We start from the raw sequence: 23,880 nt of genomic DNA, 5'->3' as shown, positions 1-23,880 counted from the left end.
TATGGAACAAGGAATTTCAGGAAAAATAGCCGGAGCATTCATCAAATCGAAACTGAGTATTCTACTCATGCTCGCCTTTATGCTCTTAGGAATATTCAGCATATTATTCATTCCACGTGAAGAAGAACCTCAAATTGAGGTTCCTATGGCAGACATTATGATCGGCTATCCCGGTGCAACACCTCAAGAGGTAGAGTCGGGAGTGGTACAACCTGTCGAAAAAATCATTTCAAACATAAAAGGGGTAGAAAATGTATACTCTACATCAATGAACGGCATGGCAATGCTTACCGTACAGTTCTATGTAGGAGAAGATGTAGAGCGTTCGTTAGTAAAATTATATAACGAGCTGATGAAAAATATGGATCGTATGCCACAAGGAGTGACTATGCCTTTGGTGAAAACCCGAGCCATTGACGATGTACCGGCATTATCCTTTACGCTATGGAGTGACAAGATGGGAGACTATCAGATACGTCAGGTAGCGGAAGTGGTAGGCAACGAAATCAAAAAAATACCCGATGTGGCTCAGGTAAATATTATCGGAGGACAAAGCCGTCAGGTAAAAGTGCAGCTCGATAAAGATAAGATGGCTGAAAGCAAGGTCGACTTTGGCTCGATTACACAATCGTTGCAAGCCAACAATGCGCAGATGCACAGTGGAAATATTGTAAAAGGCGATGTTGTTTATTCCGTACAAACAGGCAATTTCTTTGCCAATGTGGATGAAGTGAAAAATCTAATTGTAGGCACAAACAACAATCAACCTGTATATCTCCACCAGATAGCCGAAGTAGAAGACGGTCCCGAAGTACCGCAACGCTATGTATCTTTCGGTTACGGAGTGGCACAGGCAGACAAGAAAGCCAATATGCCTGACGATTATTCGGCTGTTACGATTTCAGTAGCCAAGAAAAAAGGAGCAGATGCCATGAAACTGGCAGAAGTGGTGATTGACAAAGTAGAACATCTGAAAAAAGATGTTATTACCAACGATCTGAATGTCGAAGTTACCCGCAACTACGGTGAAACAGCTTCTCATAAAGTTTCGGAACTACTGTGGCACTTATCCATCGCAATTATCGTAGTAACCATCTTTGTGATGCTTGCTATGGGATGGCGTGGCGGACTGGTCGTATTCCTATCCGTACCTGTAACGTTTGCACTGACTCTGTTTGCATATTACTTTTTAGGCTATACGCTTAACCGTATTACGCTGTTTGCTCTGGTGTTTGTGACGGGTATTGTGGTGGACGACTCCATCGTTATTGCCGAGAATATGCACCGCCACTTCAAAATGAAAAAGTTACCACCACTTCAAGCTGCTCTTTATGCGATTAACGAAGTGGGTAATCCGACTATTCTGGCAACACTTACAGTTATTGCTGCCGTACTGCCAATGGCATTTGTTTCGGGCATGATGGGGCCTTATATGAGCCCGATGCCTATCGGAGCATCTATAGCCATGATTTTTTCGTTATTGATTGCACTGACACTGACTCCATACTTCGGATACTTATTCTTACGTCATAAAGATAAAAAAGGAGAAGGTAAAGAATCGCATGAAGATGAATCTGAACCGGCATTGCATCAAACTAAAATATACAAGATATACGCATCTGTTGTAACTCCATTTTTGGAAAGCCGAAAAAAACGTTGGGTATTTATGATTAGCCTTACCGTTGTGCTATTAAGTTCTTTTGTACTCTTCTATACAAAATCAGTTCCTGTAAAAATGTTACCGTTCGATAATAAGAACGAGTTTCAGGTAGTAATAGATATGCCCGAAGGAACAACCCTTGAGCGTACGGCGGCAGTAACGAAAGAACTGGCTGTATATGTGAGCAAGAACGATAAAGTAACAAACTATCAGACCTATGTGGGAGCATCTGCCCCGATCAGCTTCAACGGGCTGGTACGACACTACGATATGCGTATGGGTGATAATGTAGCCGATATACAGGTAAACCTAGTAGACAAAGGGGAGCGTAGCGAGCAAAGTCACGATATAGCCAAATCGATGCGTGAAGGACTACAGGCTATCGGGAAGAAATACAATGCGAATGTAAAAGTTGTAGAAGTACCTCCCGGTCCGCCTGTGATGTCTACCATTGTAGCAGAAATATACGGACCAGACTACAATCAGCAGATAGCTGTAGCAAAACAGGTAAAAGATATGCTTATTGCCACAGACAATGTGGTGGATGTGGACTGGACGGTAGAAGACGATCAGACCGAATATAAGTTTGAAGTAGACAAGGAAAAAGCTATGAAGTTGGGGATACCCACTGCTCAGATCGTTCAGAATATGAGAGCCGCCCTGTCGGGTATGCCTGTGGGGGTATTGCATCAGCCTTCCACTGTGAATCAGGTAGGCATCGTTCTTCAATTGCCCGAAAAAGAAAAATCAAGCATCGAAGATGTTTTGAGTATGAAAGTTGTCAATCAACAAGGTATGGCTATTCCTGTCGGCGATTTAGTGAAAGTAACCAAAGAGGAGAAAGAGAAGAGTATCTTCCGTAAAAATCAAAAACGGGTAGTGTACGTATTGACAGAAGTCGCAGGAGAACTTGAAAGCCCTGTGTATGTTATAAGTGATGTATCGGAAAGGTTATCAGAGATTAAACTGCCCGAGGGTTATACCTTGAGTGAAGAATATAGCCAACAACCCAAGTTTGAAGATAATTTCTCGTTGAAATGGGATGGCGAATGGCAAATTACATATGATGTATTCCGTGATCTTGGACTTGCATTCTTATTCGTACTTATCATCATCTATGTGTTGATAGTCGGATGGTTCCAAAACTTTATTACTCCGCTTGTGCAGCTGGCAGCCATTCCACTGTCACTCATCGGGATTATTGTTGGTCACTGGATTATGGGTGCTTACTTTAGTGCACCGTCCATGATCGGGTTTATTGCATTGGCTGGTATCATGGTACGAAACTCGGTTCTGCTGATCGACTTTATAGACATCCGGTTGAAAGACGGAGTTCCGTTAAAACAAGCCATTCTCGAAGCGGGAGCGGTACGCTCCACACCCATTGTGCTGACTGCCGGAGGTGTTGTATTGGGGGCAATCGTGATTCTCTTCGACCCCATTTTCCAAGGCTTGGCTATCTCATTGATAGGTGGAACAATCACATCAACAGTACTAACTCTGATTGTAGTTCCATTACTATATTACAAAATGTTGAAAAACAAAATAAAATAACACATCATGAAACTATTGGTTGTATTAAGTATAAAGGAACATCAGGAGCAGGTATCAGACCTGCTCCAAAAAGCCGGAATAGGTCGATTTAGTGTAACAAATATTGCCGGATACAAAAAAGTAAAAGAAAATATCGGTTGGTATGGAGCCAATTCGCGTACTGCAAAAACGAATTCAATTATGCTGTTCAGTTTCACCACTTCAGAGCTTGCCGACAAAGCGATTACTGAGATAGATAGCTGCAATGTTGATACCAATAACCCGTTTCCGGTACATGCTTTTGTATTGGATGTCGAAAATTTCTCAAAATTTATATAAGATGAAACAAGAGGATATTATACGTTTAGTTGCCGGAGCAATGGTGCTTCTGGGTATTTTGCTAGCTTACTTCATCTCTGTCGGGTGGTTATTACTGCCTGCTTTTGTGGCGATAAACCTTATTCAGTCGGCATTTAGTAAATGGTGTCCGCTAATATCTTTACTGGATAAGCTTAGGGTGGATAAGTGATTGTTTCGATTTTTTATTATGATTAGAGGGCCAGTCAAATATAATATTAGCTTGCCCTCTTTTTATTAATTAAAATATTAGGCTTGTAATGTAAACTAGCTCTAAATAAGTATTTAACTTTGGTTTTTGATATATGCAGTGATGAATTTAAATGGTATTGTAATGAAAAATATATGGGATGAAAGGTACAAGGGTGAAAAGTTTGTCTATGGTGAAAATCCAAATAATTTTTTCAAGGAAACCATAGACACATTACCTGTGGGGAAAATTCTTCTACCGGGCGATGGAGAGGGTCGAAATAGTGTTTATGCAGCAAAAGAAGGATGGGGAGTTGATGCTTTCGACCAAAGCATTGAAGCCAGAAATAAAGCATTGAGCTTAGCTGATAGAATCGGAGTTAATATAGTATACCATTTATTAGACTTTAATGACATACATTCTAATTATCCATCATCGGGTTATGACGCTGTTGCTTTATTGTACTTACATTTTCCATCAGATATAAAAGCCGAATATTTAATGAAAATACCACCCTTGCTGAAGAATGGAGGACTTATCATTTTTGAAGCATTCGCTAAGAAACATATAAGCAATCAGAAAGAAAATTTGCAGGCAGGAGGTCCTCGAGATATCGATATGCTATTTTCGGAACAGGAGATCCGCCAGATTTTCAAGGATATGGAGTTCCTTTCTCTGAAAGAAGAAGATGTTTTACTCAATGAAGGCGAAGGGCATAATGGCAAAGCTTCGGTTATTAATTTTGTAGCAAGAAAAAAGAGTATTTAATCTCAGAGGTTATTATCAACGAACATTGACTTTTACATAGTTATTTATTGATAATAATCAAATTGACAAAGTATTGATCAATAAAAAACACTTTGTTATAAGAATCAAAGTATCTTCAGCAATTCATCAGTAATTAATTGTTGAGCCTTTTCATTGAGATGTATTCCGTCTTCAGTATATGATGCTATATTGGGTAATAACAAAGAGTAAGTATCCAGAAATATAATATTTTTGTTGGAAACGATCTGCTTCTTATAGTAATCGTTTAAAGCAACGATTCGGTGATCTATACCATAATATTTCTCGTTTATTTTGCTTATATCAGCCGGAGGGATAGATAAAACAATGATCTTCGATCCCATTGTCAATGGAGAGGTTTTAATTTTCTTTATCAGTTTATCGAAATTCTTTTTCGCTTCATTTTGCCTTTTGTCAAAAATAGCTTTACAATCATTCGTACCGAGGCTGATTATTACATAGTCCAAAGCAACAGTCTCCCTCTCCACCAAAGTAAGTAACGAATCTATATTAGCCAGAGTATTCAAACGTTTCTGACCGAGATTATCATAGCCAACCGTATTTCCGGGAATGCCATAATTACGTACTTTTAGTTGTAGTGACTTTTGGGTAAGTAATTGAGGCCAACTATATTCGAAACTGGAGTTTGAGTCGCCGAGATTCAATATCTTTTTATAGACAGGTTCATATTTTTTATCAATAGGCATCAAGGGGATTACCTGATTAACTATTTGCTCATGCCCTCCTTCAAAAATAGTTAAAGAAATATTACCATTCTGTTTTTCGTAGTGTACTTTTCGATCTCCAATACTGCGACCTGTTTCTTTGAGAGGGTAGCATCTATTAACTATAAGTTGCAATTTGTCGGCATCCGAGACCAAATTTTGCTGATCTGCGGGTACAGTTTCTTTTACCAGTTTATTATACATGTCCACCGATTGCGTGATGGGCACAGAGCCTGTGTAACCATCGTGTATCCCTGTAAATATGGACAATTTAGCGTCTTTCCTTAATAGCTCGGGGTATTTTTGGAAATAGGGTGATCTTTTGCGTGCTTCTTCTACATTAAGAATATCTTTCGAATCGGTACAAATTAAAATATCCTGTGCATATTTTTGTTTCCGTCCTACAGATTCCCAATACCATGCTTCGAGATTGGATAAAGGAACCCATGCCGAGAAACTTTTTGCCGGATACTTTATGTTCATATAAGCAATCAGGGTAGCATATCCTCCACCCGAAGTCCCTACAATATGCACCTCATCACGGTCAACATTCATATTGCTTATAGCATACTCTATGGCATCTTCCAGATCGGCAATTACATAATTACTGCCACAGGCTTTGGGGTTGTTATTTGCTCCTCTAAAATCGGGATGAATATAATTGTAGTCGTAATCTACAATCAGACGAGCCAAACGGTCTTCTTGTTTGTAGTTACCACTCCATGTATGGAGACTTACGATTAACGGACGGGGAGTATCTGACTTTGCCTTATATACTATTGAACCTTGTGATGTATTATCGAATGAAGATGGTATCCATACCTCCTCAAACTCCTCATTCCATTGTCCATTATTTATATCGTCCCAAGATAATTTGTTGTTCGTTTGAGCAAAGCAATTTATTGTCGGCAAAAAGATTAGTAACCCAAGTAAGATTGATCGAATGATTTTCATGATTTATATTTTTATACTGCAAAAGTAAAGTATCACATTTATTTTGATTACATACGTTGGTACTTCAAAAGTACGTCTCCCGGCTATTATTTTCAATTTGCATACTTTTATTAATATTTTGACAGAAGGTTATAGATATTTTCATTTCGTTCGAGTCCTAATTTTTTTCTGAGCCTATATCTGGATGTTTCAACTCCTCTAGCCGATATATTCATTAATGATGCGATTTCTTTTGTTGATTTATTCAACTTTATGTAAGCACATAGTTTAAGGTCGGTAGCGGATATGTCGGGGAAGTCTTTTTTTATTTTATTGAAAAAATTTTGATGGATTTCTGAAAAATAACTTTCAAATACAGTCCAGTCTTCATCATTATTAATATTAGAATCGATCAAATGGAAAATCTTATTTAACTTAGTATCACGCAGATTGATATTGGTTTCTTTGTATATCGATTGGAGCAATTCCTTGATGTCTATCAAGAGATTGTTTTTTACAATAATATTGTGTGTTGAGTTGGTTAACTCACGCTGTTTATGGTCGAAAGATTCTTCTAATTTCTCCTTTTCAATCAGAATGATGGTTTTCTCTTTACAGAGAGTTTCTATTTTATGATTTTTCTCTAATTCTTCAATCTCCTTTTGGCGTAGCATATCCAACTGCTTTTCTTTTCGTTTCAATAGGAATTGTATTAACGTAAATACCATAATCAGTAAGCCGAGTAGAAGGATTAGATAGATTATTTTTGCAAGAAGGCTTCTGTAAAATGGAGGATCAATTGTAAAGTCAAATTTTCGGGTTTTACTTATTCTTCCACTCTCATCTTTAGCCCTAATCTCGAAACAATAGTTTCCTTCCGGTAAATTGGTGTATTCCTTACTGTTTTTAGGGGAAAATGAAGAGTAGTTATCGTCATATCCAACCAATTTGTATTGATAATCAATATGAGGATTATCATTGCTGTTAAATTTGAAACGAATATTATTATTACTATAATTCAATTTATTGTCTTCTATCCATTCGTATTCTGTATCAGATTTACTCTTAGTTTTGATTTCAGATAATACGACTTTTATTTCTTGAATAGAATTCAGTGCCTGACTAAAGCCAAAATGTATAAATCCGTTGCTGCCATTCAAAATAAAATAATCGGAATAACTCGACAGCATCTGTACATTCCAAAGCATTTGCCGTTTTACTTTTGGTAAATCTCCGATGAAATTATTACCGCCCTCTACCGTTTTATAGAATACATCTGTCGGAATACAATAGAAAAGTTCGATGAGATCTTTTCTATTGTATTCCGAATAGCTTAACTTGAAGTCTTTTACAAACGAATTTGTTTTAGCGTCAAATTTATATAAGATTTCTCTGTTCCACAATAATATATCGCCTCCAAACGACAATAGATGCTTGTCTCCCGGGTATGAATAAAGCTTATATTCATCAATTGCAGATTTATCGATGTTTATCTTAAACCTGACAAGGTTTTCACCATCAACACACCACATAAAATTGTCTTTGTCAACTTTTATATTCCGTTCAACATATATAGGAGTTTTTATTTCCGATACCTTCTTTATGCTGCCATCACTATATTTGTAGAGTAGGCAAAGGTCGTAACCTCGTACTAAATAATAATCAGGGTTAGCCGGTAATTGTAAAATATTCATTATTCCGGCAGTTTCATCGATTTGCTGAGCAATATTACCCTTAACTTCAAATAAGCCGTTATGATGACCGCAGTAAACCGCACTCCCTATCTGTTTCATACACCAAATCTGCCCTTGAGTTCCTTTAATAAGATTTACTTTATCTAAACCCTGCTTATCATTTGTATAAAAAAGCCCCTGATTTGTACCCCAATAATTATAATCGCCATGCTTAACAGATGTATAACCGGCCCCGATGTCTTTATCGAAATTGTAATAAAGACAACGGGTATTGATATCCATAAAACCTATCCCATTGTCAAACCCTACCCATACATTGGAGTTATGGTCGAGCCCAAGAGATAAAATTGTATTATTTCTTAAACCGGAGGAGGTGTTGATATGTCTAATTATATTGAGATCATTATCGAGAACGTAGATTCCGTCGAGAACCGTACCTATGATAATTTTGTCTTTCAAGTCTACTGCACAATATATCTGCTCATTGGAGGCTATTTTATGTATCGGTTTGTCACAGGGGATTATTTTATTATTTACATATCTATATATTCCATTGCTAAGAGTAAAAAAATATAACTCTTCCTTAATATAAAATATCTTAGTTATGATACTGCAATCTATTGTTGATTTATCGCATAAAATTTTTTTGTTGTCAAAGTTAAGATCTGTCGTATAGACACCCTCGTTAGACTGAAACAGTAATTGCTTTTCATGAGCTGAGAAATAAATGAAACGGTCTGATTTAATCTGATTGACTAACTGATCCGTCTTCGTATCAAACACAAAAACAGCCTTTCTCCCTTGTAGATACACTTTGTCTTCCAGCACTATTATTCTCCATATCTCCCCCCATTTCGTCGAGACTTTGTCCGAAAGTGATGTATAGGTATAATGACCACTAAAGCTTTTTAAAAAATATCCGAATTCATTTCCTCCTCCGGCATATATTTTATTCTGGTATGCACAAATAACTCTTAGCAGTTGTCTTCTTGAGGTTTGATAAGTATACCAATCATTCCCGTTTTTGACCAAAAGTCCATCATTATTAGCAAAACAAATCGTACCATCGGTTAACTCTATAACACCCCAATTTTGTGTTCCAGCCCTATAGTCTTCTGTTAAATAATTTTTTATCGGAAACACAAGGTTATCCTTCGTATAGCCTGCAATATTGGTTAAAAATAGAATAAGCAATGATAGAATTAATTTATTTTTCATGTCTGGGTTCTTATAGTATTAAATAACAAAGGAAGAAAAAAATACTTCTTGCTTAAACATAGTAGAGTACGTTGTATTTTCATAGTACTACATGCAGGTATTCTTCTAAGAGTTAAATGTATGTTTTACAGATAATAAAGTCAAGAACGAAACTACGTCAAAATTACGTCAAGCCACACATTTACCATAAATTTAACTTTTGCGACATTAAATTAGACGCAAACGTAGTTTTGTTAAGTTAGTATTATAGCAAATAGCGAATAAGCGAATAAAAAAAGTAAGCTTAGCTAAACCGTCAATAAGTACGTATAGCTATATCTGCACCGTTATTTCTTTCAGATTTACATTGATAGTGCAAATTACTAGTTAATTATGGAAATTTTAGATCTGTAATCATACAAGTTTACAGACACAACGAAGGTGAAAATATTGTGAAAAAATGGTTACAAATCCGTTATAGATTACCCATCAATAGACATGATTTGAGGAAATCAAATTTTATATTCTGGAGTCGTAGCACAACAAACCAATTAAAATTAGAAAATATGATGTGGTGTATTTTTGAAGTACACATAAAATATAATACACAATACAACGATTGCTACATTCGCAGCAGCTAATTAAAACAAAGTTGTCTACCATTAAAGAGAAGAAAGGAGGTATTGTAATAAAGAACAATTTGCAAAATAAAATAATACGATGATCTATCTTTTTACTTTTCGTCGCTCAGACGATGATCTTAAAATTAATTTAAAAGAATAAATTCTTGTTAATCATAAATTTAATCAAAATGTCGAAATACAAAAAAACAGTATTGAGTATCGCTTTCTTATTCTGTATTTTTGGGTTTACTGCTGTTACAGCACAAACTCAGATTACAGGTAAAGTTTTGGATGAAAGCGGAGAGGCTGTAATAGGAGCAACCGTTATTGAAAAGAACACGACTAATGGAACTGTGACAGATATAGATGGAGCATTTTCGCTTAAAGTGGGTAAAGGTTCTTCTATTATCGTTTCATTAATAGGTTATACAGCACAAACAATTGAAGTGGGGAGCAGAACCTTTTTTGAGGTGGTAATGAAAGAAGATAACAAGATGCTGGGCGAAGTTGTTGTGACCGCATTGGGGCTAAAGCGTGAGGAAAAAGCACTCGGATACGCTGTTCAGTCGGTAAAAGGCGAAAATTTCCAAACCGTAAAAGGTCTAAATGTCGCAACATCTCTGACCGGAAGGATTGCCGGTCTTAATATATTAAACAGTACAGAATTTGCATCTGCTCCAACCATTAAATTACGGGGAGAAGATCCTCTGATTGTAATTGACGGAGTACCTTATCAAAATATGACTTTGGGAGAATTACCATCGGATGATATTGAAGATATAAGTGTCTTAAAGGGTCCGACGGCATCTGCCTTGTATGGAGAGAAAGGTCAGAATGGAGCTATTATGATAACTACCAAAAAAGGATCGGGCAGAGAAGGGCTTTCTATATCTGTAAACAGCGGAAGTATGTTTACAGCCGGATATTTGGCTATTCCCAGCTTGCAAGGACAATATGGGCGTATGCTAAAAACAAATACTGACGGGAGCCTCGAATATGTTCGCTCGGGCGACGGTTCGTGGGGAGCACCTCTCGAAGGTCAGGAAGTAATTCAGTGGGATCCCTTTTCAAAGAAAATGAAAGCTATGCCTTATACAGCACGTGGTACAAATAATTTCGATAACTTTCTTGAACAAGGATATGTCCTTAATAACAATGTTAGTATAGCACAAAAAGGAAAATTGGGTAATATCAGGGCATCTGCTACATGGGTTCAAAATAAAGGTGTGTACCCCAACTCTAAATTCGACAAATATACCTACAGTATTGGTGCTGATATAAAAGTAGATAAATTTACTTTTACAACCAGTATGTCATATAACAAACATAAATCACCCAATATCGGATTTAATGGGTATACGGGATACGATCCAATGTATAGTTTGCTTATATGGTCTGCACCCGACTGGGACATCAGAGACTATAAAGATTACTGGGTGATACCCGATGAAGTACAAAACAACAGTTATACTGCCGGTAACAACAATCCGTATTTTGATAGGAACGAAAGGTTACATAGCCTTGATAAAGATGTGTTCAACGGTGCTTTCGAAATTAATTATGACTTAGCAAAAGGAGTGAAAGCAATAGGGCGTGTTGGTTATGATACATATAGTAACAAGCAGGAAGTGAGGATATCGAAAGGTTCGTTTCAAGGAGCAGGTAATACAAAGCTTATAGACGATGATAGTGCTTCTGAGGTGTGGGGCGAATCACAAAAAGGCTCGTTTAATATTGGTCAGAGTAGAGGTTACAGTATAAATAGTGACTTGATAATATCCGCAACAAAGAGCATCAATGACTTTGCGTTTGACGCAATAGCGGGGACATCTATCAATTATTACCAAAACGAGGGATTAGAAGGCAGAACAAAAGGTGGTTTAACAATTCCGGGGTATTACTCTTTAAAAGGTTCAGTAAATCCATCAACTGTTTCTTCACTAATTAAGAAAAGACAAACAAATGGAGTATATGGAAAAATGGGTGTCTCGTGGAGAAGTATGGCATTTGTCGAAGGAACACTCAGAAACGACTGGGTTTCCACTCTAGCCGAGTCCCAAAGATCATATCTATACCCATCCCTCTCAGGAAGCTTTCTTGTATCCGAATTATTACCGAAAACTGATTGGCTTTCTTTGTGGAAAGTGCGAGGGTCATGGGTTACAGCCAAGAGACCGGCGAATATTTATGAGATAAATTCAAATTATGGAATTAATAATAATGTATGGGATGGGCTAAGTTCAGCTGTTTATCAAACACTTATACGAGGATCAGAAATACGACCTGTTACCAGATCGACTTATGAAATCGGAACAGCTTTTAACTTCCTGAAAAACAGAATTTCATTTGATGCTGCTTATTTCAACAGAAGAGAGTTCGATTATATTGTTCAGGCATCCATAAGCCCTTCTTCTGGTTTTTCGAAGAATCTGGTTAATTCAGAAGAGGAAAGAACCAGAACCGGGGTAGAGTTGACCTTAAACGTGACACCCATCGAGACTAAAGACCTTGTCTGGAACATGTCGTTCAACTGGTCTAAATCAGTAGAGCGCTATACAAAATTAGATCCTCAATATTCTGCAGATAGAACATGGGTGAAAGTTGGTGAAAGAACAGATGTACAAACATATATGCCTTTTCTGAAAGATGAAGAAGGGAATATTATAAATTTAAATGGTGTACCTACTTTTAATTCTAAATCCTTTAAATATGGCTATAAAGATCCTGATTGGATATGGGGGATAAATACAAACCTGAAGTATAAAAACTGGGCACTTGACATTTCGATGGACGGTCGTGTAGGCGGATATATGCAATCCATAACGTCTATGTATATGTGGCGTTCGGGAGGACACCCCGACTCTCTAACCCCCGAGCGATATTTAGATGCAAAGACTCCCGGGTCTAAAAATTATTTGGCACAAGGATCAAAAGTAGTGTCAGGATCTGCCACTTTTGATACTTATGGAAACATTGTAACGGACAATCGTGTATTTGCACCCAATGATATTGCTACCAGTTATAAAAGTTATGTGGAAGCATTACATAGAGGTACAGCTTGGGGAGGTGACCCATCCGAGGTAGATGTATTTAGCGGAACATTCCTTAAAATCAGAGAAATATCATTAACCTATACCTTGCCTAAGGATATAGCAGCAAAGTTTAAAGCCAAAGATGCTTCCATATCGGCAATTGGCCAGAATGTTCTCTTTTGGGCAAAAGATTTCAAATATTCAGATCCGGATGGAGGGAGTGAAAATTTTTCAGACCCATCGCAACGCTATTTAGGGTTTAATATTAGACTGGGCTTCTAATAGCTAACGAAAAACGAAATTATTAAAGAATGATAGTTATGAAAAATATAAATATAATTATTCGAAAAAGTTTTCTGTTCCTTTTCCTTATTCTTGTTGGCTGTAGCAATTTTGAGGATTTAAATACCAATCCCGATTCTTCAACCAAGGCTAATGCATCTATGACAGCTACCGGAGTGATCTTGAGTAGCCTTAAGTTCAATGGAAGAGATGCCCATGCATTCTTACAACCCCAAGCCTTTGCCAAATACATTGGTTTTGCCAATCAAAGTCAAATGTCACAGCAATATAATGAGATGGGAAATGGAAGCTTCGAAGGGATGACTATGTTGCAGAACGTGGAGAAAATGGTTCAATATGCTACAGGAACTCCAACGGAAAACTCCTATAAGGGAATTGCTAAATTCGCAAGAGCATATCTCTTTTACCACCTTACGATGCAGATGGGAGATGTACCTTATACTGACGCTAATAAAGGCGAAACAGGTTTGTATCGACCAAAGTTCGATACCCAGAAAGATGTCCTAATCGGTATTTTGGATGAGCTTAAAGAGGCTGATAGTTATTTCTCAAAGGGAATTGTATTTGATGGAGACCCTACCCCTTATAAAGGCGATCCGACGAAGTGGCGTAAAGCATCAAACGCTTTTGCCTTGAAAGTATTGATGAGTCTAAGCAAAAAAGAAGCAGACCCATCGTTAAACATCAAAGCACGATTTGCCGAAATTGTAAATGCAAATAATCTATTAGAAGAATCCACCGGATTTTTAGGACTGAATTACAGCATAGTAGATATACATCCACTGTCTGGGACTAACGACCTGTTTACAAGCCGTACCGTGATTTCATCTTTACTAATAGATGAGCTGAAAAGATTGAATGACAGGCGTTTGTTTTACTATGCAGAACCGGCAACCAAACTAATCAATGATGGAAAACAAGAATCTGATTTCAATGCTTACCAGGGTGTTGATGCAGCTTTAGACTATACTGTTATGACTCAAAAATATCTGGAAGGAGAATATTCTCTTTTGAACCAGAGATACTTGAAAGACTATGCCAGTGAACCAAGAATGAGGATGACCTATGCCGAACAGCAGCTTATATTGGCAGAAGCCCGCATTTTAAATTGGATCACAGTGGGAGATGCAAAAAAATACTACGAGTCGGGAGTGAAGTCGGCATTGAAAGAGCAAATGAAAACTAAAGCCATTTATGCACACGCAATGGCTATTGATCAGGCATATATCGATAACTACTTCACAGGTAATGTTGCTTTTGCATCAACAACGGGCGATCAGTTGAAACAAATATGGTATCAACGTTATATCCTTAATTTTATGCAAGATGCCACAAGTAGTTATTTTGAATACAGGAGAACTAATTATCCGAACTTTCCTGTTGATCCTACTACAAATTTGAATATAGACGAACCTACTAAAATTCCGGTAAGGTGGCTATATCCGACATCAGAAAGTAGTTACAACAGAGAAAACTACGAGAAGGCATTAGCCGACCAATACGATGGATACGATGGTGTGAATAAGGTGATGTGGGTACTTAAATAATTTAACTAAAAATAAGCACTCCCTCCCCAAAAAGAGGGAGTACTTTTATTATTGATGAAAAGCAAATGAAAAAGCTATTTTATATACTGATATTTTTGATTCTTGCAAACACTATTTCTGCATCTGAATACCGGGTCATAAAAGGAGAAATATCATCTGATAAGAAAGGGCTTGAAGGTATTATCGTAACAGATGGCAAAGGCTTTGCTAAAACCGACAAACACGGTCGTTTTCAGTTGATGACCGACGGAAATCAAAAATATGTTTATTATTCTTTACCATCGGGGTATGAGTCTCCAAGAGAACAAGGGATTCCGATATTTTTCAAAAGAATAGAAGATCAGAAGGATACTTATAATTTCGAGATTTCTAAAATAAATAAACCACAAAACAATCATACGTTTATTGTATGGGCTGATCCTCAGATTATCGACCCCGAAGAATTTAAACTCCTCGATAAAGTAATCGAAGATGTCAAACAGACAAAGGAAAAATACGACACCTATTTCCATGGAATAAGCTGTGGCGACATGGTATTTGACAGATTAAATTTGTTCGGCGATTATAAAAAAGCATTGTCGAAGATGGATTTTCCTTTTTGTCAGACAATTGGTAATCACGATCTTGACTATACAAATACAACAAACGAATCGGCAAGCCAATCGTACCAGTCGCATTTTGGACCAGACTATTATTCGTATAATATAGGAAATATACACTTTGTAGTACTTAACAATGTCTTTTACTACGGATATTCCTATCATTATATGGGGTATTTGCCACAGCAGCAATTAGATTGGTTAGCTCACGATCTTAGCAATATAAAAAAAGGATCGACCATAGTCGTTGCCCTTCATATACCAACCAAATATGTGGATAGCGACCTTCATCCCGGCATGGAGAAAAGGCAAAAAAACTCACTTATAAACGATAAGGCATTCTACCAATCGCTAAAAGGATACAATGTACATATTCTGGCAGGACATAGCCATACTCAATGGAATACCATTATCAACGATTCAATATACGAGCATACACATGCTGCAGCTTCTGCTGCCTGGTGGCAGGGAGAAATAGGACTCGATGGAACACCCAAAGGGTATACCGTGTACGAAGTTGAGGGAGATAACCTGAAGTGGTATTTTAAAGGTGTCGGACTTACCAAAGACGACCAGTTTAAAGTGTATCCGATAGGTAGCGATATAGATAATCCGGATGCTTTTGTTGCTAATGTATATAATTATGACCCTGCTTGGACGGTGCAATGGTACGAAGATGGGGTACTGGCAGGTAATATGGAACAATACTGGGGAGTAGATCCTCTAGCAAGAGAACTATATCAACCGGGTAAAAACAAAGTACATAAGTGGTTGAGCTACGATAAAACTAATCATATCTTTAAAGCGATACCTAAAAATAAAAATGCTCGCCTGAAAATTGAGGTAATAGATCGATTCGGAAATAAGTATATTCGAAATATTTCGGATAAGCCATAATTTAGAATAAGATAAATAATATGAAAAACCAAATTTTACTATTAGTATCACTACTTCTTATTTTTGCACAGTGCAAAAAAGGGAGTGATAATCATACATACATTCATCCGATAACGGCACAGGCAGATACAAATGTGGTACTACCTCCGTCATGGGCATTTGGCGTATTGTATGGAGCATACACCAATCAGGAGCAAACGATTGAGCGTGTAAACCAAATCATAGAACACGATTATCCGATAGATGCCTTTTGGATAGATTCATGGTTTTGGGATCACGCAAACAAAGGGAGAGGACCTCAGAAATACATGGACTTTATTGCCGATACCATTGGTTTCCCAAACAGAAAAGAGATGTGGGATTATCTCGAATCTCAGAACATAAAAGGAGGGTTCTGGGCATGGGATTGTATTTTCGAAACAGGAAATGAAGTGGCTTTTAAAGATTTTCAAGACAAAGGGTACTTCAAAAATACATATGTAGAAAGCAACCCTTGGCACAACAACAGTACAACGACTGCTATGCACCAAACCGAAGGAGGAACTAAGAAAGGTACGCTTTGCGGGAATATCGATTTTAACAATCCGCAAGCAGTAGCCTATTTTAAACAGCGGATGAAACACTTTTTCGACGAAGGTGCAGACTTTATCAAACTCGATCGTACATCGGCTATCCCGGTATGCAAAGCCATGTTTGAACTCTCGCAAGAATTCGGAAAAGAAACAAAAGGGCGAGGAATGATATTTTCCCATACAGGAGGGCAGGAAACCGAAGAATACAAAAAGTATCCGGGAAAGTGGACTGACGATACTCGTTGCGACTGGAATATTGAAAACCCCAATAAAAAATTTAATTCGTGGGTTCCTCCTGTGGCTTTCAAAGAAAATATTGCCATGTATCTCGACCCGAATAAGAAAAGTAGTCTGATACCATTCCTTTCGCAAGACTTAGGCGGTTTCGATATGGGAATTACCGACCAATTGGATGAGGAATTATACATCCGCTGGTTGCAGTTCGCCATGTTTTCGCCCATTGTAGAAACTTTTGCTCAACCCGAAAACAAAACGGCCAATATGGCTTATCTCATTTCGTCACAAGCCGATAGTATATATAGGCAATACGCCCATCTGCGTATGGAGTTATTCCCTTATATCTATTCGTATGCCCACCTCAACCGTTTGACAGGAGAATTGATGATGCGAAAAATTCAGGGGCAGATTTATGAATATTTGTTTGGAAACGAAATTTTTGTTGCTCCCGTATACGAACAAGGGGCTACAAACCGTGAGGTACTCCTACCCGATGGCAATTGGATCAATTATTGGACAGGCGAGCTGTATGAAGGAAAGAAAAACTATACGGTAGATGCTCCAATCGGACAAATACCTTTGTTTATACGTCAAGGAGCTATCATCCCCATGCGTGAATATGCACGGTCGATAGAAAAAGGAACTAATGACACCTTAATCTTACATATATATCCGGGAGCAGATTCAGCATTTACGTTTATAGAGGATGACGGAAATAGTAACGATTATCTAAAAGGTATTTATGCTAAAACAATGATATCGCTAAAGGATGCAAATGGTATGTCGAAACTTAACATAGCTCCTACTTTGGGTTATTACAAGGGGATCAAAAATACCAGAAACTGGCAAATATGTATCCATTCATCCAAAGCAGTAACAAAATTGACATTAAACGGTCGTATCTTACCATTTAAAAACGAAGGTAAAACTTATATAAGTGATTTATTCAGTGCAGATAAATACACTCAAAACGATATTAAAATAAGTTATAAGTAATGAGCTCTACTATTGGGCAGTTTGCTATCCAAACAATTAAAAAAACAAATAAACGCTTCCCTTGGACAAAGACTGGCTCTTAGTCGGGGGAAATAAGGTAAATACAATATAAACAAGATCTATGAAAATATGAAAAGAATTATTTTTTCAATTAGTCTGGTGATGCTATGCACATTGACTCTCTTTAGTCAAGGGTATATAAGTAATAATCTGAGAAAGACCAAATGGGAACTCGTTTGGTCTGACGAATTTGAATACACGGGTTTACCCGATTCTACGAAATGGAATTTTGATACACATGGTAATAGTTGGGGATGGGGCAATAACGAAGCCCAATGGTATACCGAAAACAATGCTAAAAATGCACACGTGTCTAACGGTGTGCTTCGCATTACAGCCATAAAAGAACCAACCAATGGAAAAGATTATTCCTCGGCACGTCTCACAACCAAAGATAAGGGTGATTGGAAGTATTGCCGCATCGATGTATCGGCAAAACTCCCTTCGGGTCTTGGTACTTGGCCTGCAATATGGATGATGCCCACAAAAAGAACTTATGGCGGATGGCCCGAATGTGGCGAGATAGATATTATGGAGCATGTTGGATTTGCAGTTGATTCTGTATTTTCTACAGTTCATACCGGAACTTTTAATCATATTAAAGGCACACAAGTAGGGAAAGCTTTGGTAACTCCCAATGCAACTGATGGATTTAATATTTATACTTTGGAGTGGGACGAATACGAACTCCGCTCCTATATTAATGGACAACTATTCTTTGTTTTTCAAAATGCACGTAAAACATTTAAGGAATGGCCTTTCAATCAGGAATTTCATCTGATTCTCAATTTGGCTGTCGGTGGTGGCCTAGGAGGAGCAAGAGGAATGTGCGGAGATTGCTTTCCACAACATTTCGACATAGACTACGTCAGAGTATATAATAAAAAAAGTAAATGATAATTTGAACCGGAACTTATAAACTTAATGATATGAAAAAATATACAATTCTTGTTTTTCAATGTTTTGTTGCAGTTTTATTATTCAGTAGTTGTGGAAAAAGCTTGCCAAAATCGAATATTGAAATTGTAAAAAAGGAAAATAGTTTTGATCTGTATATCGATGGAGATCTCACCTTTATAAACGGAGTAGGCGGCACTAACCGTTTGGATATTGCCAGCGAAAGTGGAGCAAACGCTTTTAGAACTTGGGGGGGAGATGTTGCATCTATTCAATCGGATCTCAATTTGGCTCGGAAAAATAAAATGTATATCATGCAAGGTATTGACCTGACTAAGGATTCGACAAAATATCATGATGAGGATTACAAAAATCTCAAAAGAGCCGAAGTAAGAACATTGGCAGAAACATTCAAAGACGAGCCGAACATACTGGCTTGGGGGCTTGGTAACGAAATAGATCACGAAGAAAAGGCGAATACCAGAACAGCGTGGGAGTTTGTCGAAGAACTTGCTCAACTGATTAAGTCTATCGATAAAAAACATTTGGTATCAACCGTCATAACCCATAATCCGAAAGCGTTGGACAATATTGCGAAGTATGCACCTTCGGTAGACTACGTTGGGGTAAACAGTTACGGAGCGATCAACACATTGAAAGAGATGTTTGATAATTCAACTTACCAAGGACCTTTTATGGTAACCGAATGGGGACCTACTGGTTTTTGGGAAATGCCTAAGACTGAATGGAAAGCCGATATAGAGCAAACAAGCGAAGAAAAGAGAATTGTTTACGAGGAAAGATATAATAAATACATCCGTTCCAATCCTCGCTGCTTAGGTTCTTTTGTATTCCTGTGGGCACAAAAAGAAGAGCGTACACCAACTTGGTTCAGTATGTTTGTAGAAAATGATGTAGAGGGTCTTCCGCTGAAAGGAGAAAAGACACCGATGGTTGAAGCCATGCAACGTGTTTGGACAGGTGCACAATTGAAACAAACAGCTCCGGTGTTGGATTCGTTTAGGATAAACGGAAAAAAGAGTGTCGAAAATGTATACATAAAACCGGGAACTAAATTCAATGCTGAAGTAAAAGTGGTGGATAAAGAAAACGACACTTTGCGTTATGTTTGGGAAATATTGCACGAGGCCACAGTTTTAGGTTCGGGAGGTTCTTATGAACCACGTCCCGATAGAGTAGGCGATGTATCTACTACATCTGATCCAACATATTCGTCGGTCATCAAGACTCCTGGTGCTTATAGGTTATATGTTTATGTGTTGGACAATACGGGATTTGTTGCTACGGCCAATATCCCTTTCAAAGTACAATAACCCTAAACTGTAAATTGAGATGAAGAAGATCTTGGTTTTGATACTTGGTTTGTACTGTTATGGTTTTGCATCATCGCAAGAGATTGTAAAGCTTTGGGAAAAAGCACCTCCTACAGATAATAAGTTGACAGGAGAAGAAATGAATAGCGATAACGACTGGATCACAAATGTGAGTGAACCAAACATAGCCATCTACAAGCCTACAAACGGCAGTAAAAATACGCCTGCGGTTTTGATATGTCCGGAAGGAGGATATGGAGGAGTGGCATACAAACACGAGGGACAGCAATTTGCCCAATGGCTCAATACAATAGGCATTACGGGTATTGTTCTCAAATATAGAATGCCAAACAAGCACAAAAGCGTACCAATGGAGGATGTACATCAGGCAATGCGGTACCTCCGATCGAATGCTGTGAAATATGGTATAAATCCAACTAAATTAGGAATTGCCGGATTCTCGGCAGGAGGACATTTGGCTGCAACAGCTTCTACTCAGTTCTTAACTGTCGACGGGAGCAATGTTCGTCCCGATTTCTCTATATTGTTTTATCCTGTAACTACCTTGATGGAGGTACCACCCGGAGGCACTTGTACCAATCTGTTGGGCGAGAATCCGTCCAGAGCCGATTTGTATAAATACTCTGTAGAAAAGCAGGTAAATAACGCCACCCCTCCCACTATTATATTACTCAGCAACGATGACGATGTTGTATCATCAGAACATAGTATAATCTATTATAATTCGTTGAGGATAAATAATATTCCATCAGCCATGTATATTTTCCCCGAAGGAGGACATGGATGGGGGATGCACGAAAATTTCAAGTATCACAAACAAATGTTATCTCTATTGAAAGAATGGCTTATAGGACAAGTTGATTAAAATCTTATATATAAAATAAAAATGATAAATATTTATTTAAAGACACTTATTGTTGGCACACTATCGGTATTCTGCGTGACTGCATCCGCACAGAAACAGACAAAAACAGTTTCGCCATATGAAACCGAAATAACCCAGCTCATGTTGAAGATGACATTGGAGCAAAAGGTAGGGCAAATGGCTCAAGTAACATTAGATGTTATTGGGAAAGGCGATAATGCATATGCGAGTAAATTTCCTTTCGAACTTGATGAAAAAATGATGAAAGTCGTTTTTGAAGAAAACAAAGTAGGCTCTATATTGAATAGTCCAACTAATACTCCTCTGACGGTGGAGGAATGGCAAAAAGTCATTTCGCAAATACAGAAAGCATCGATGAAGCATATCGGAATACCTTGTATTTACGGTATAGATGCCATACATGGGGCAACTTATACTAAAGGAGCTGTTTTTTTGCCCCAACAAATAGGTATTGCAGCTACATTCAACAGAGAACTGGCATTTGAAGGAGCTCGTATGGCTGCTTATGAAACCAAAGCCAGCAATATAGCTTGGAACTTTTCGCCCGTACTGGATATGGGACGCGATGCACGCTGGTCTCGCATTTGGGAAACTTTTGGAGAAGACCCTTATTTGACCAGCGAGATGGGTAAATCGTTTGTAAAAGGCTATCAGGGCGAAAACAGAGAACAAGTGGGAGCTAACCATGTAGCAGCCTGTTTGAAACATTATGTAGGTTATGGAGCAACCTTTACCGGAAAAGACCGCGAGCCTGCCTTCATCTCCAACATTGAGCTTTACGAGCGTCATCTACGCCCTTTTAAGGAAGCTATTGAGCAAGGAGCATTGTCGGTTATGGTCAATTCGGGTATCAACAACGGCGTTTCGACTCATGCCGATTATAATTTGTTGACACAGGTTCTAAAAAATGATCTGGCATTTGATGGCGTTGTAGTTACCGATTGGGCGGATATAGATAATCTATACCGTAGAGATAAGATTGTAAACAACGAAAAAGAAGCTGTAATGTTATCTATCAATGCCGGCATAGATATGTCGATGATTCCTTACGGAGTTAGCTTTTGCAAAAATCTGGTAGAACTAGTTAAGGAAAACAAAGTTTCGATGAGCCGCATAGATGATGCTGTAAGGCGAATTTTGCGTTTAAAATACCGATTGGGATTATTTGAGAAATCCGATTGGGACTATAAAGCCTATCCCGATTTTGGTTCTAAGAAACACAAAGACATTGCCCGCAATGCAGCAGCAGAATCGATCACGTTATTGAAAAACATCGACTTGGTGTTGCCACTCAGCAAATCGTCGAAAATTTTAGTTACAGGTCCCAATGCTAATTCGATGAGAACCCTCAATGGAGGATGGACACTGTCTTGGCAAGGTGAAAAAGCCGATGATCTGGAAATAAACCGCAATACAATACTCAAATCCATAGAAAATACGATCGGTAAAGAAAACGTGGTTTATGTACCGGGCGTTACGTATAAAATGTCGGGCAAATATTACGAAGAGAACGACCCCAATATAGAGGACGCTGTTAAAGCAGCATCTCAGGTCGATGTAATTGTAGTGTGCGTTGGCGAAAATACTTACACCGAAAAACCGGGAGATTTGGACGATTTGTACTTATCGGATAATCAACAGGATTTAGTGAAAGCATTGGCAAAAACCGGAAAACCTATTGTATTGGTACTGAACGAAGGTCGCCCACGAATTATATCTAAAATAGAACCTTTGGTTAAAGGCGTATTACAAACTTACTTACCGGGAAGTTTTGGCGGAGAGGCTTTAGCCGGTATCTTATTTGGTGATATGAATCCATCCGGGAAGCTGCCCTATACTTATCCTAAATTCCCTAATTCGCTATTGAACTATGACTACAAGCCCAGCCAGAACCAAGAACGAATGGTAGGTGTGTATGATTATGAATCAATTCAATCGGTACAATATCCTTTTGGTTATGGATTGAGCTATACTTCTTATAAGTACGATAAGCTGAAAGTTAATAAAACGTCTTTCGCCCCTTCGGATAAGTTAACAATTTCTGTGGATATAACCAATACAGGAAAAGTAGATGGAAAAGAATCGGTTCTATTATTTATTTCTGATTTGGTAGCTTCAATTACTCCCGATAATTCTCGTTTAAGAGGATTCGATAAATTGGAAATCAAATCGGGAGAAACTAAAACTGTAACTTTTACTATCGATGCAAAAGAACTTGCATTTATGCATACCGACAATAAATGGCATCTTGAAAAAGGCGTATTTAGAGTTCAGGTAGGAGGAAAAACGGCAGATATAGAGTGTGTCGAGGATCAAACTTGGGACTCCATAAAATAAAGAATAAAAGTGTAAAAGATTGGTCGGAAGAAATTCCGACCAATCTTCTATATTTCTAAAAACGTTTTATTATTATCTTAGAATAAAGGACTTTAACAACTCGGGTATCTCAAATTCTCCACACTTTACAGCATCAAGTTTTTTGCGTCCATACTCAGTCAAAATAAAATACATCTGGCGTTTGTCATCTTTGCCGACAATACGTTTTATCATGCCTTTATTTTCTACAGATTTGATAACCTTCGATGTATTCGAATTACTAAGGCCTAAGACTTCGGCAATCTCACTGGAAGAATACCTGTTCTTATTTAACGAACATAGTAACATGCCTTCATTGAGGCTCATATCGAAAGTCTGTTGAAAACCGATCTCGAATTCAGCGATAGACCGATACACATCCCTAATCTGACATAAGGTCTTTACCTGAATATTTTCCATCTTGCTAACCACTTTAAATATTAGGG

Annotated in this window: 15 protein-coding genes; 12 read left to right on the top strand and 3 right to left on the bottom strand. The window is 37.9% G+C overall.

The genetic code is table 11. From position 1 onward, the window contains the following. Position 1 precedes the first annotated feature (1 nt). From G7050_RS01305 to G7050_RS01290, 4 genes are all read left to right on the top strand, one after another. Positions 2 to 3,214, top strand: a complete 3,213-nt coding sequence (locus G7050_RS01305) for an efflux RND transporter permease subunit (RefSeq protein WP_166110075.1) — start codon at positions 2 to 4, stop codon at positions 3,212 to 3,214. 6 nt (positions 3,215 to 3,220) lie between these two features. Next, positions 3,221 to 3,532 carry a hypothetical protein gene (locus G7050_RS01300; protein ID WP_166110072.1) on the top strand — a complete coding sequence of 104 codons (312 nt, stop codon included), beginning with the start codon at positions 3,221 to 3,223 and terminating at the stop codon, positions 3,530 to 3,532. Position 3,533: 1 nt separating this feature from the next. Next, on the top strand, positions 3,534 to 3,722 hold the full coding sequence (locus tag G7050_RS01295) for a DUF2892 domain-containing protein (RefSeq protein ID WP_166110069.1): 189 nt from the start codon (positions 3,534 to 3,536) through the stop codon (positions 3,720 to 3,722). A 162-nt stretch (positions 3,723 to 3,884) separates the two neighbouring features. Next, positions 3,885 to 4,508, top strand: a complete 624-nt coding sequence (locus tag G7050_RS01290) for a bifunctional 2-polyprenyl-6-hydroxyphenol methylase/3-demethylubiquinol 3-O-methyltransferase UbiG (RefSeq protein ID WP_166110066.1) — start codon at positions 3,885 to 3,887, stop codon at positions 4,506 to 4,508. Positions 4,509 to 4,612: 104 nt separating this feature from the next. Here the strand turns inward: G7050_RS01290 and G7050_RS01285 are convergent, their stop codons facing one another. Together G7050_RS01285 and G7050_RS01280 are read right to left on the bottom strand one after the other, a co-directional pair. Then, positions 4,613 to 6,205 carry a GDSL-type esterase/lipase family protein gene (locus G7050_RS01285; RefSeq protein ID WP_166110063.1) on the bottom strand — a complete coding sequence of 531 codons (1,593 nt, stop codon included), beginning with the start codon at positions 6,203 to 6,205 and terminating at the stop codon, positions 4,613 to 4,615. A gap of 110 nt (positions 6,206 to 6,315) precedes the next feature. Beyond that, the gene (locus tag G7050_RS01280) at positions 6,316 to 9,096 is read right to left on the bottom strand and encodes a triple tyrosine motif-containing protein (protein ID WP_166110059.1); all 2,781 of its coding nucleotides are present in this window, start codon (positions 9,094 to 9,096) and stop codon (positions 6,316 to 6,318) included. A gap of 790 nt (positions 9,097 to 9,886) precedes the next feature. Between G7050_RS01280 and G7050_RS01275 the strand changes: the two genes are divergently transcribed. The 8 genes from G7050_RS01275 to G7050_RS01240 all read left to right on the top strand — a co-directional run bounded on the left by G7050_RS01275 (position 9,887) and on the right by G7050_RS01240 (position 23,416). Further along, a complete protein-coding gene (locus tag G7050_RS01275) occupies positions 9,887 to 13,012 on the top strand; it encodes a SusC/RagA family TonB-linked outer membrane protein (protein ID WP_166110057.1) in 3,126 nt (1,041 codons plus the stop codon). A gap of 38 nt (positions 13,013 to 13,050) precedes the next feature. Continuing rightward, positions 13,051 to 14,580, top strand: coding sequence for a SusD/RagB family nutrient-binding outer membrane lipoprotein (locus G7050_RS01270; RefSeq protein WP_166110054.1), 1,530 nt, complete (start codon positions 13,051 to 13,053; stop codon positions 14,578 to 14,580). A gap of 65 nt (positions 14,581 to 14,645) precedes the next feature. After that, the gene (locus G7050_RS01265) at positions 14,646 to 16,076 is read left to right on the top strand and encodes a calcineurin-like phosphoesterase family protein (protein WP_166110051.1); all 1,431 of its coding nucleotides are present in this window, start codon (positions 14,646 to 14,648) and stop codon (positions 16,074 to 16,076) included. Positions 16,077 to 16,096: 20 nt separating this feature from the next. Next, positions 16,097 to 17,881, top strand: a complete 1,785-nt coding sequence (locus G7050_RS01260; protein ID WP_166110048.1) for a TIM-barrel domain-containing protein — start codon at positions 16,097 to 16,099, stop codon at positions 17,879 to 17,881. 129 nt (positions 17,882 to 18,010) lie between these two features. Continuing rightward, entirely contained in the window at positions 18,011 to 18,838 is an 828-nt protein-coding gene (locus tag G7050_RS01255) for a family 16 glycosylhydrolase (RefSeq protein WP_166110045.1), read from the top strand. Positions 18,839 to 18,870: 32 nt separating this feature from the next. Continuing rightward, positions 18,871 to 20,172: a glycoside hydrolase family 2 TIM barrel-domain containing protein gene (locus G7050_RS01250; protein WP_166110042.1), complete on the top strand. Its 1,302-nt coding sequence runs from the start codon at positions 18,871 to 18,873 to the stop codon at positions 20,170 to 20,172. 19 nt (positions 20,173 to 20,191) lie between these two features. Continuing rightward, complete coding sequence (locus G7050_RS01245) at positions 20,192 to 21,058, top strand: alpha/beta hydrolase (RefSeq protein ID WP_166110039.1); 867 nt, start codon at positions 20,192 to 20,194, stop codon at positions 21,056 to 21,058. Between the two features lie 21 nt (positions 21,059 to 21,079). Next, positions 21,080 to 23,416 (top strand): glycoside hydrolase family 3 N-terminal domain-containing protein, encoded by a 2,337-nt coding sequence (locus G7050_RS01240; protein ID WP_166110037.1) that lies wholly within the window; start codon positions 21,080 to 21,082, stop codon positions 23,414 to 23,416. A 72-nt stretch (positions 23,417 to 23,488) separates the two neighbouring features. Here the strand turns inward: G7050_RS01240 and G7050_RS01235 are convergent, their stop codons facing one another. Then, positions 23,489 to 23,854: a winged helix DNA-binding protein gene (locus tag G7050_RS01235; RefSeq protein WP_185154941.1), complete on the bottom strand. Its 366-nt coding sequence runs from the start codon at positions 23,852 to 23,854 to the stop codon at positions 23,489 to 23,491. Positions 23,855 to 23,880: the final 26 nt, after the last annotated feature.

Source organism: Dysgonomonas sp. HDW5A (assembly GCF_011299555.1).
Taxonomy (GTDB): domain Bacteria; phylum Bacteroidota; class Bacteroidia; order Bacteroidales; family Dysgonomonadaceae; genus Dysgonomonas_A.
This window is presented reverse-complemented; position numbering and strand designations above follow the sequence as displayed.

Bases quoted from the DNA above. Each gene is read 5' to 3' on its own strand.
- G7050_RS01260 (WP_166110048.1), top strand. From the start codon at position 16,097: ATGAAAAACCAAATTTTACTATTAGTATCACTACTTCTTATTTTTGCA.
- G7050_RS01255 (WP_166110045.1), top strand. From the start codon at position 18,011: ATGAAAAGAATTATTTTTTCAATTAGTCTGGTGATGCTATGCACATTG.
- G7050_RS01235 (WP_185154941.1), bottom strand. From the start codon at position 23,854: ATGGAAAATATTCAGGTAAAGACCTTATGTCAGATTAGGGATGTGTAT.
- G7050_RS01280 (WP_166110059.1), bottom strand. From the start codon at position 9,096: ATGAAAAATAAATTAATTCTATCATTGCTTATTCTATTTTTAACCAAT.
- G7050_RS01245 (WP_166110039.1), top strand. From the start codon at position 20,192: ATGAAGAAGATCTTGGTTTTGATACTTGGTTTGTACTGTTATGGTTTT.
- G7050_RS01295 (WP_166110069.1), top strand. From the start codon at position 3,534: ATGAAACAAGAGGATATTATACGTTTAGTTGCCGGAGCAATGGTGCTT.
- G7050_RS01285 (WP_166110063.1), bottom strand. From the start codon at position 6,205: ATGAAAATCATTCGATCAATCTTACTTGGGTTACTAATCTTTTTGCCG.
- G7050_RS01270 (WP_166110054.1), top strand. From the start codon at position 13,051: ATGAAAAATATAAATATAATTATTCGAAAAAGTTTTCTGTTCCTTTTC.
- G7050_RS01240 (WP_166110037.1), top strand. From the start codon at position 21,080: ATGATAAATATTTATTTAAAGACACTTATTGTTGGCACACTATCGGTA.
- G7050_RS01305 (WP_166110075.1), top strand. From the start codon at position 2: ATGGAACAAGGAATTTCAGGAAAAATAGCCGGAGCATTCATCAAATCG.
- G7050_RS01275 (WP_166110057.1), top strand. From the start codon at position 9,887: ATGTCGAAATACAAAAAAACAGTATTGAGTATCGCTTTCTTATTCTGT.
- G7050_RS01250 (WP_166110042.1), top strand. From the start codon at position 18,871: ATGAAAAAATATACAATTCTTGTTTTTCAATGTTTTGTTGCAGTTTTA.
- G7050_RS01290 (WP_166110066.1), top strand. From the start codon at position 3,885: ATGAAAAATATATGGGATGAAAGGTACAAGGGTGAAAAGTTTGTCTAT.
- G7050_RS01265 (WP_166110051.1), top strand. From the start codon at position 14,646: ATGAAAAAGCTATTTTATATACTGATATTTTTGATTCTTGCAAACACT.
- G7050_RS01300 (WP_166110072.1), top strand. From the start codon at position 3,221: ATGAAACTATTGGTTGTATTAAGTATAAAGGAACATCAGGAGCAGGTA.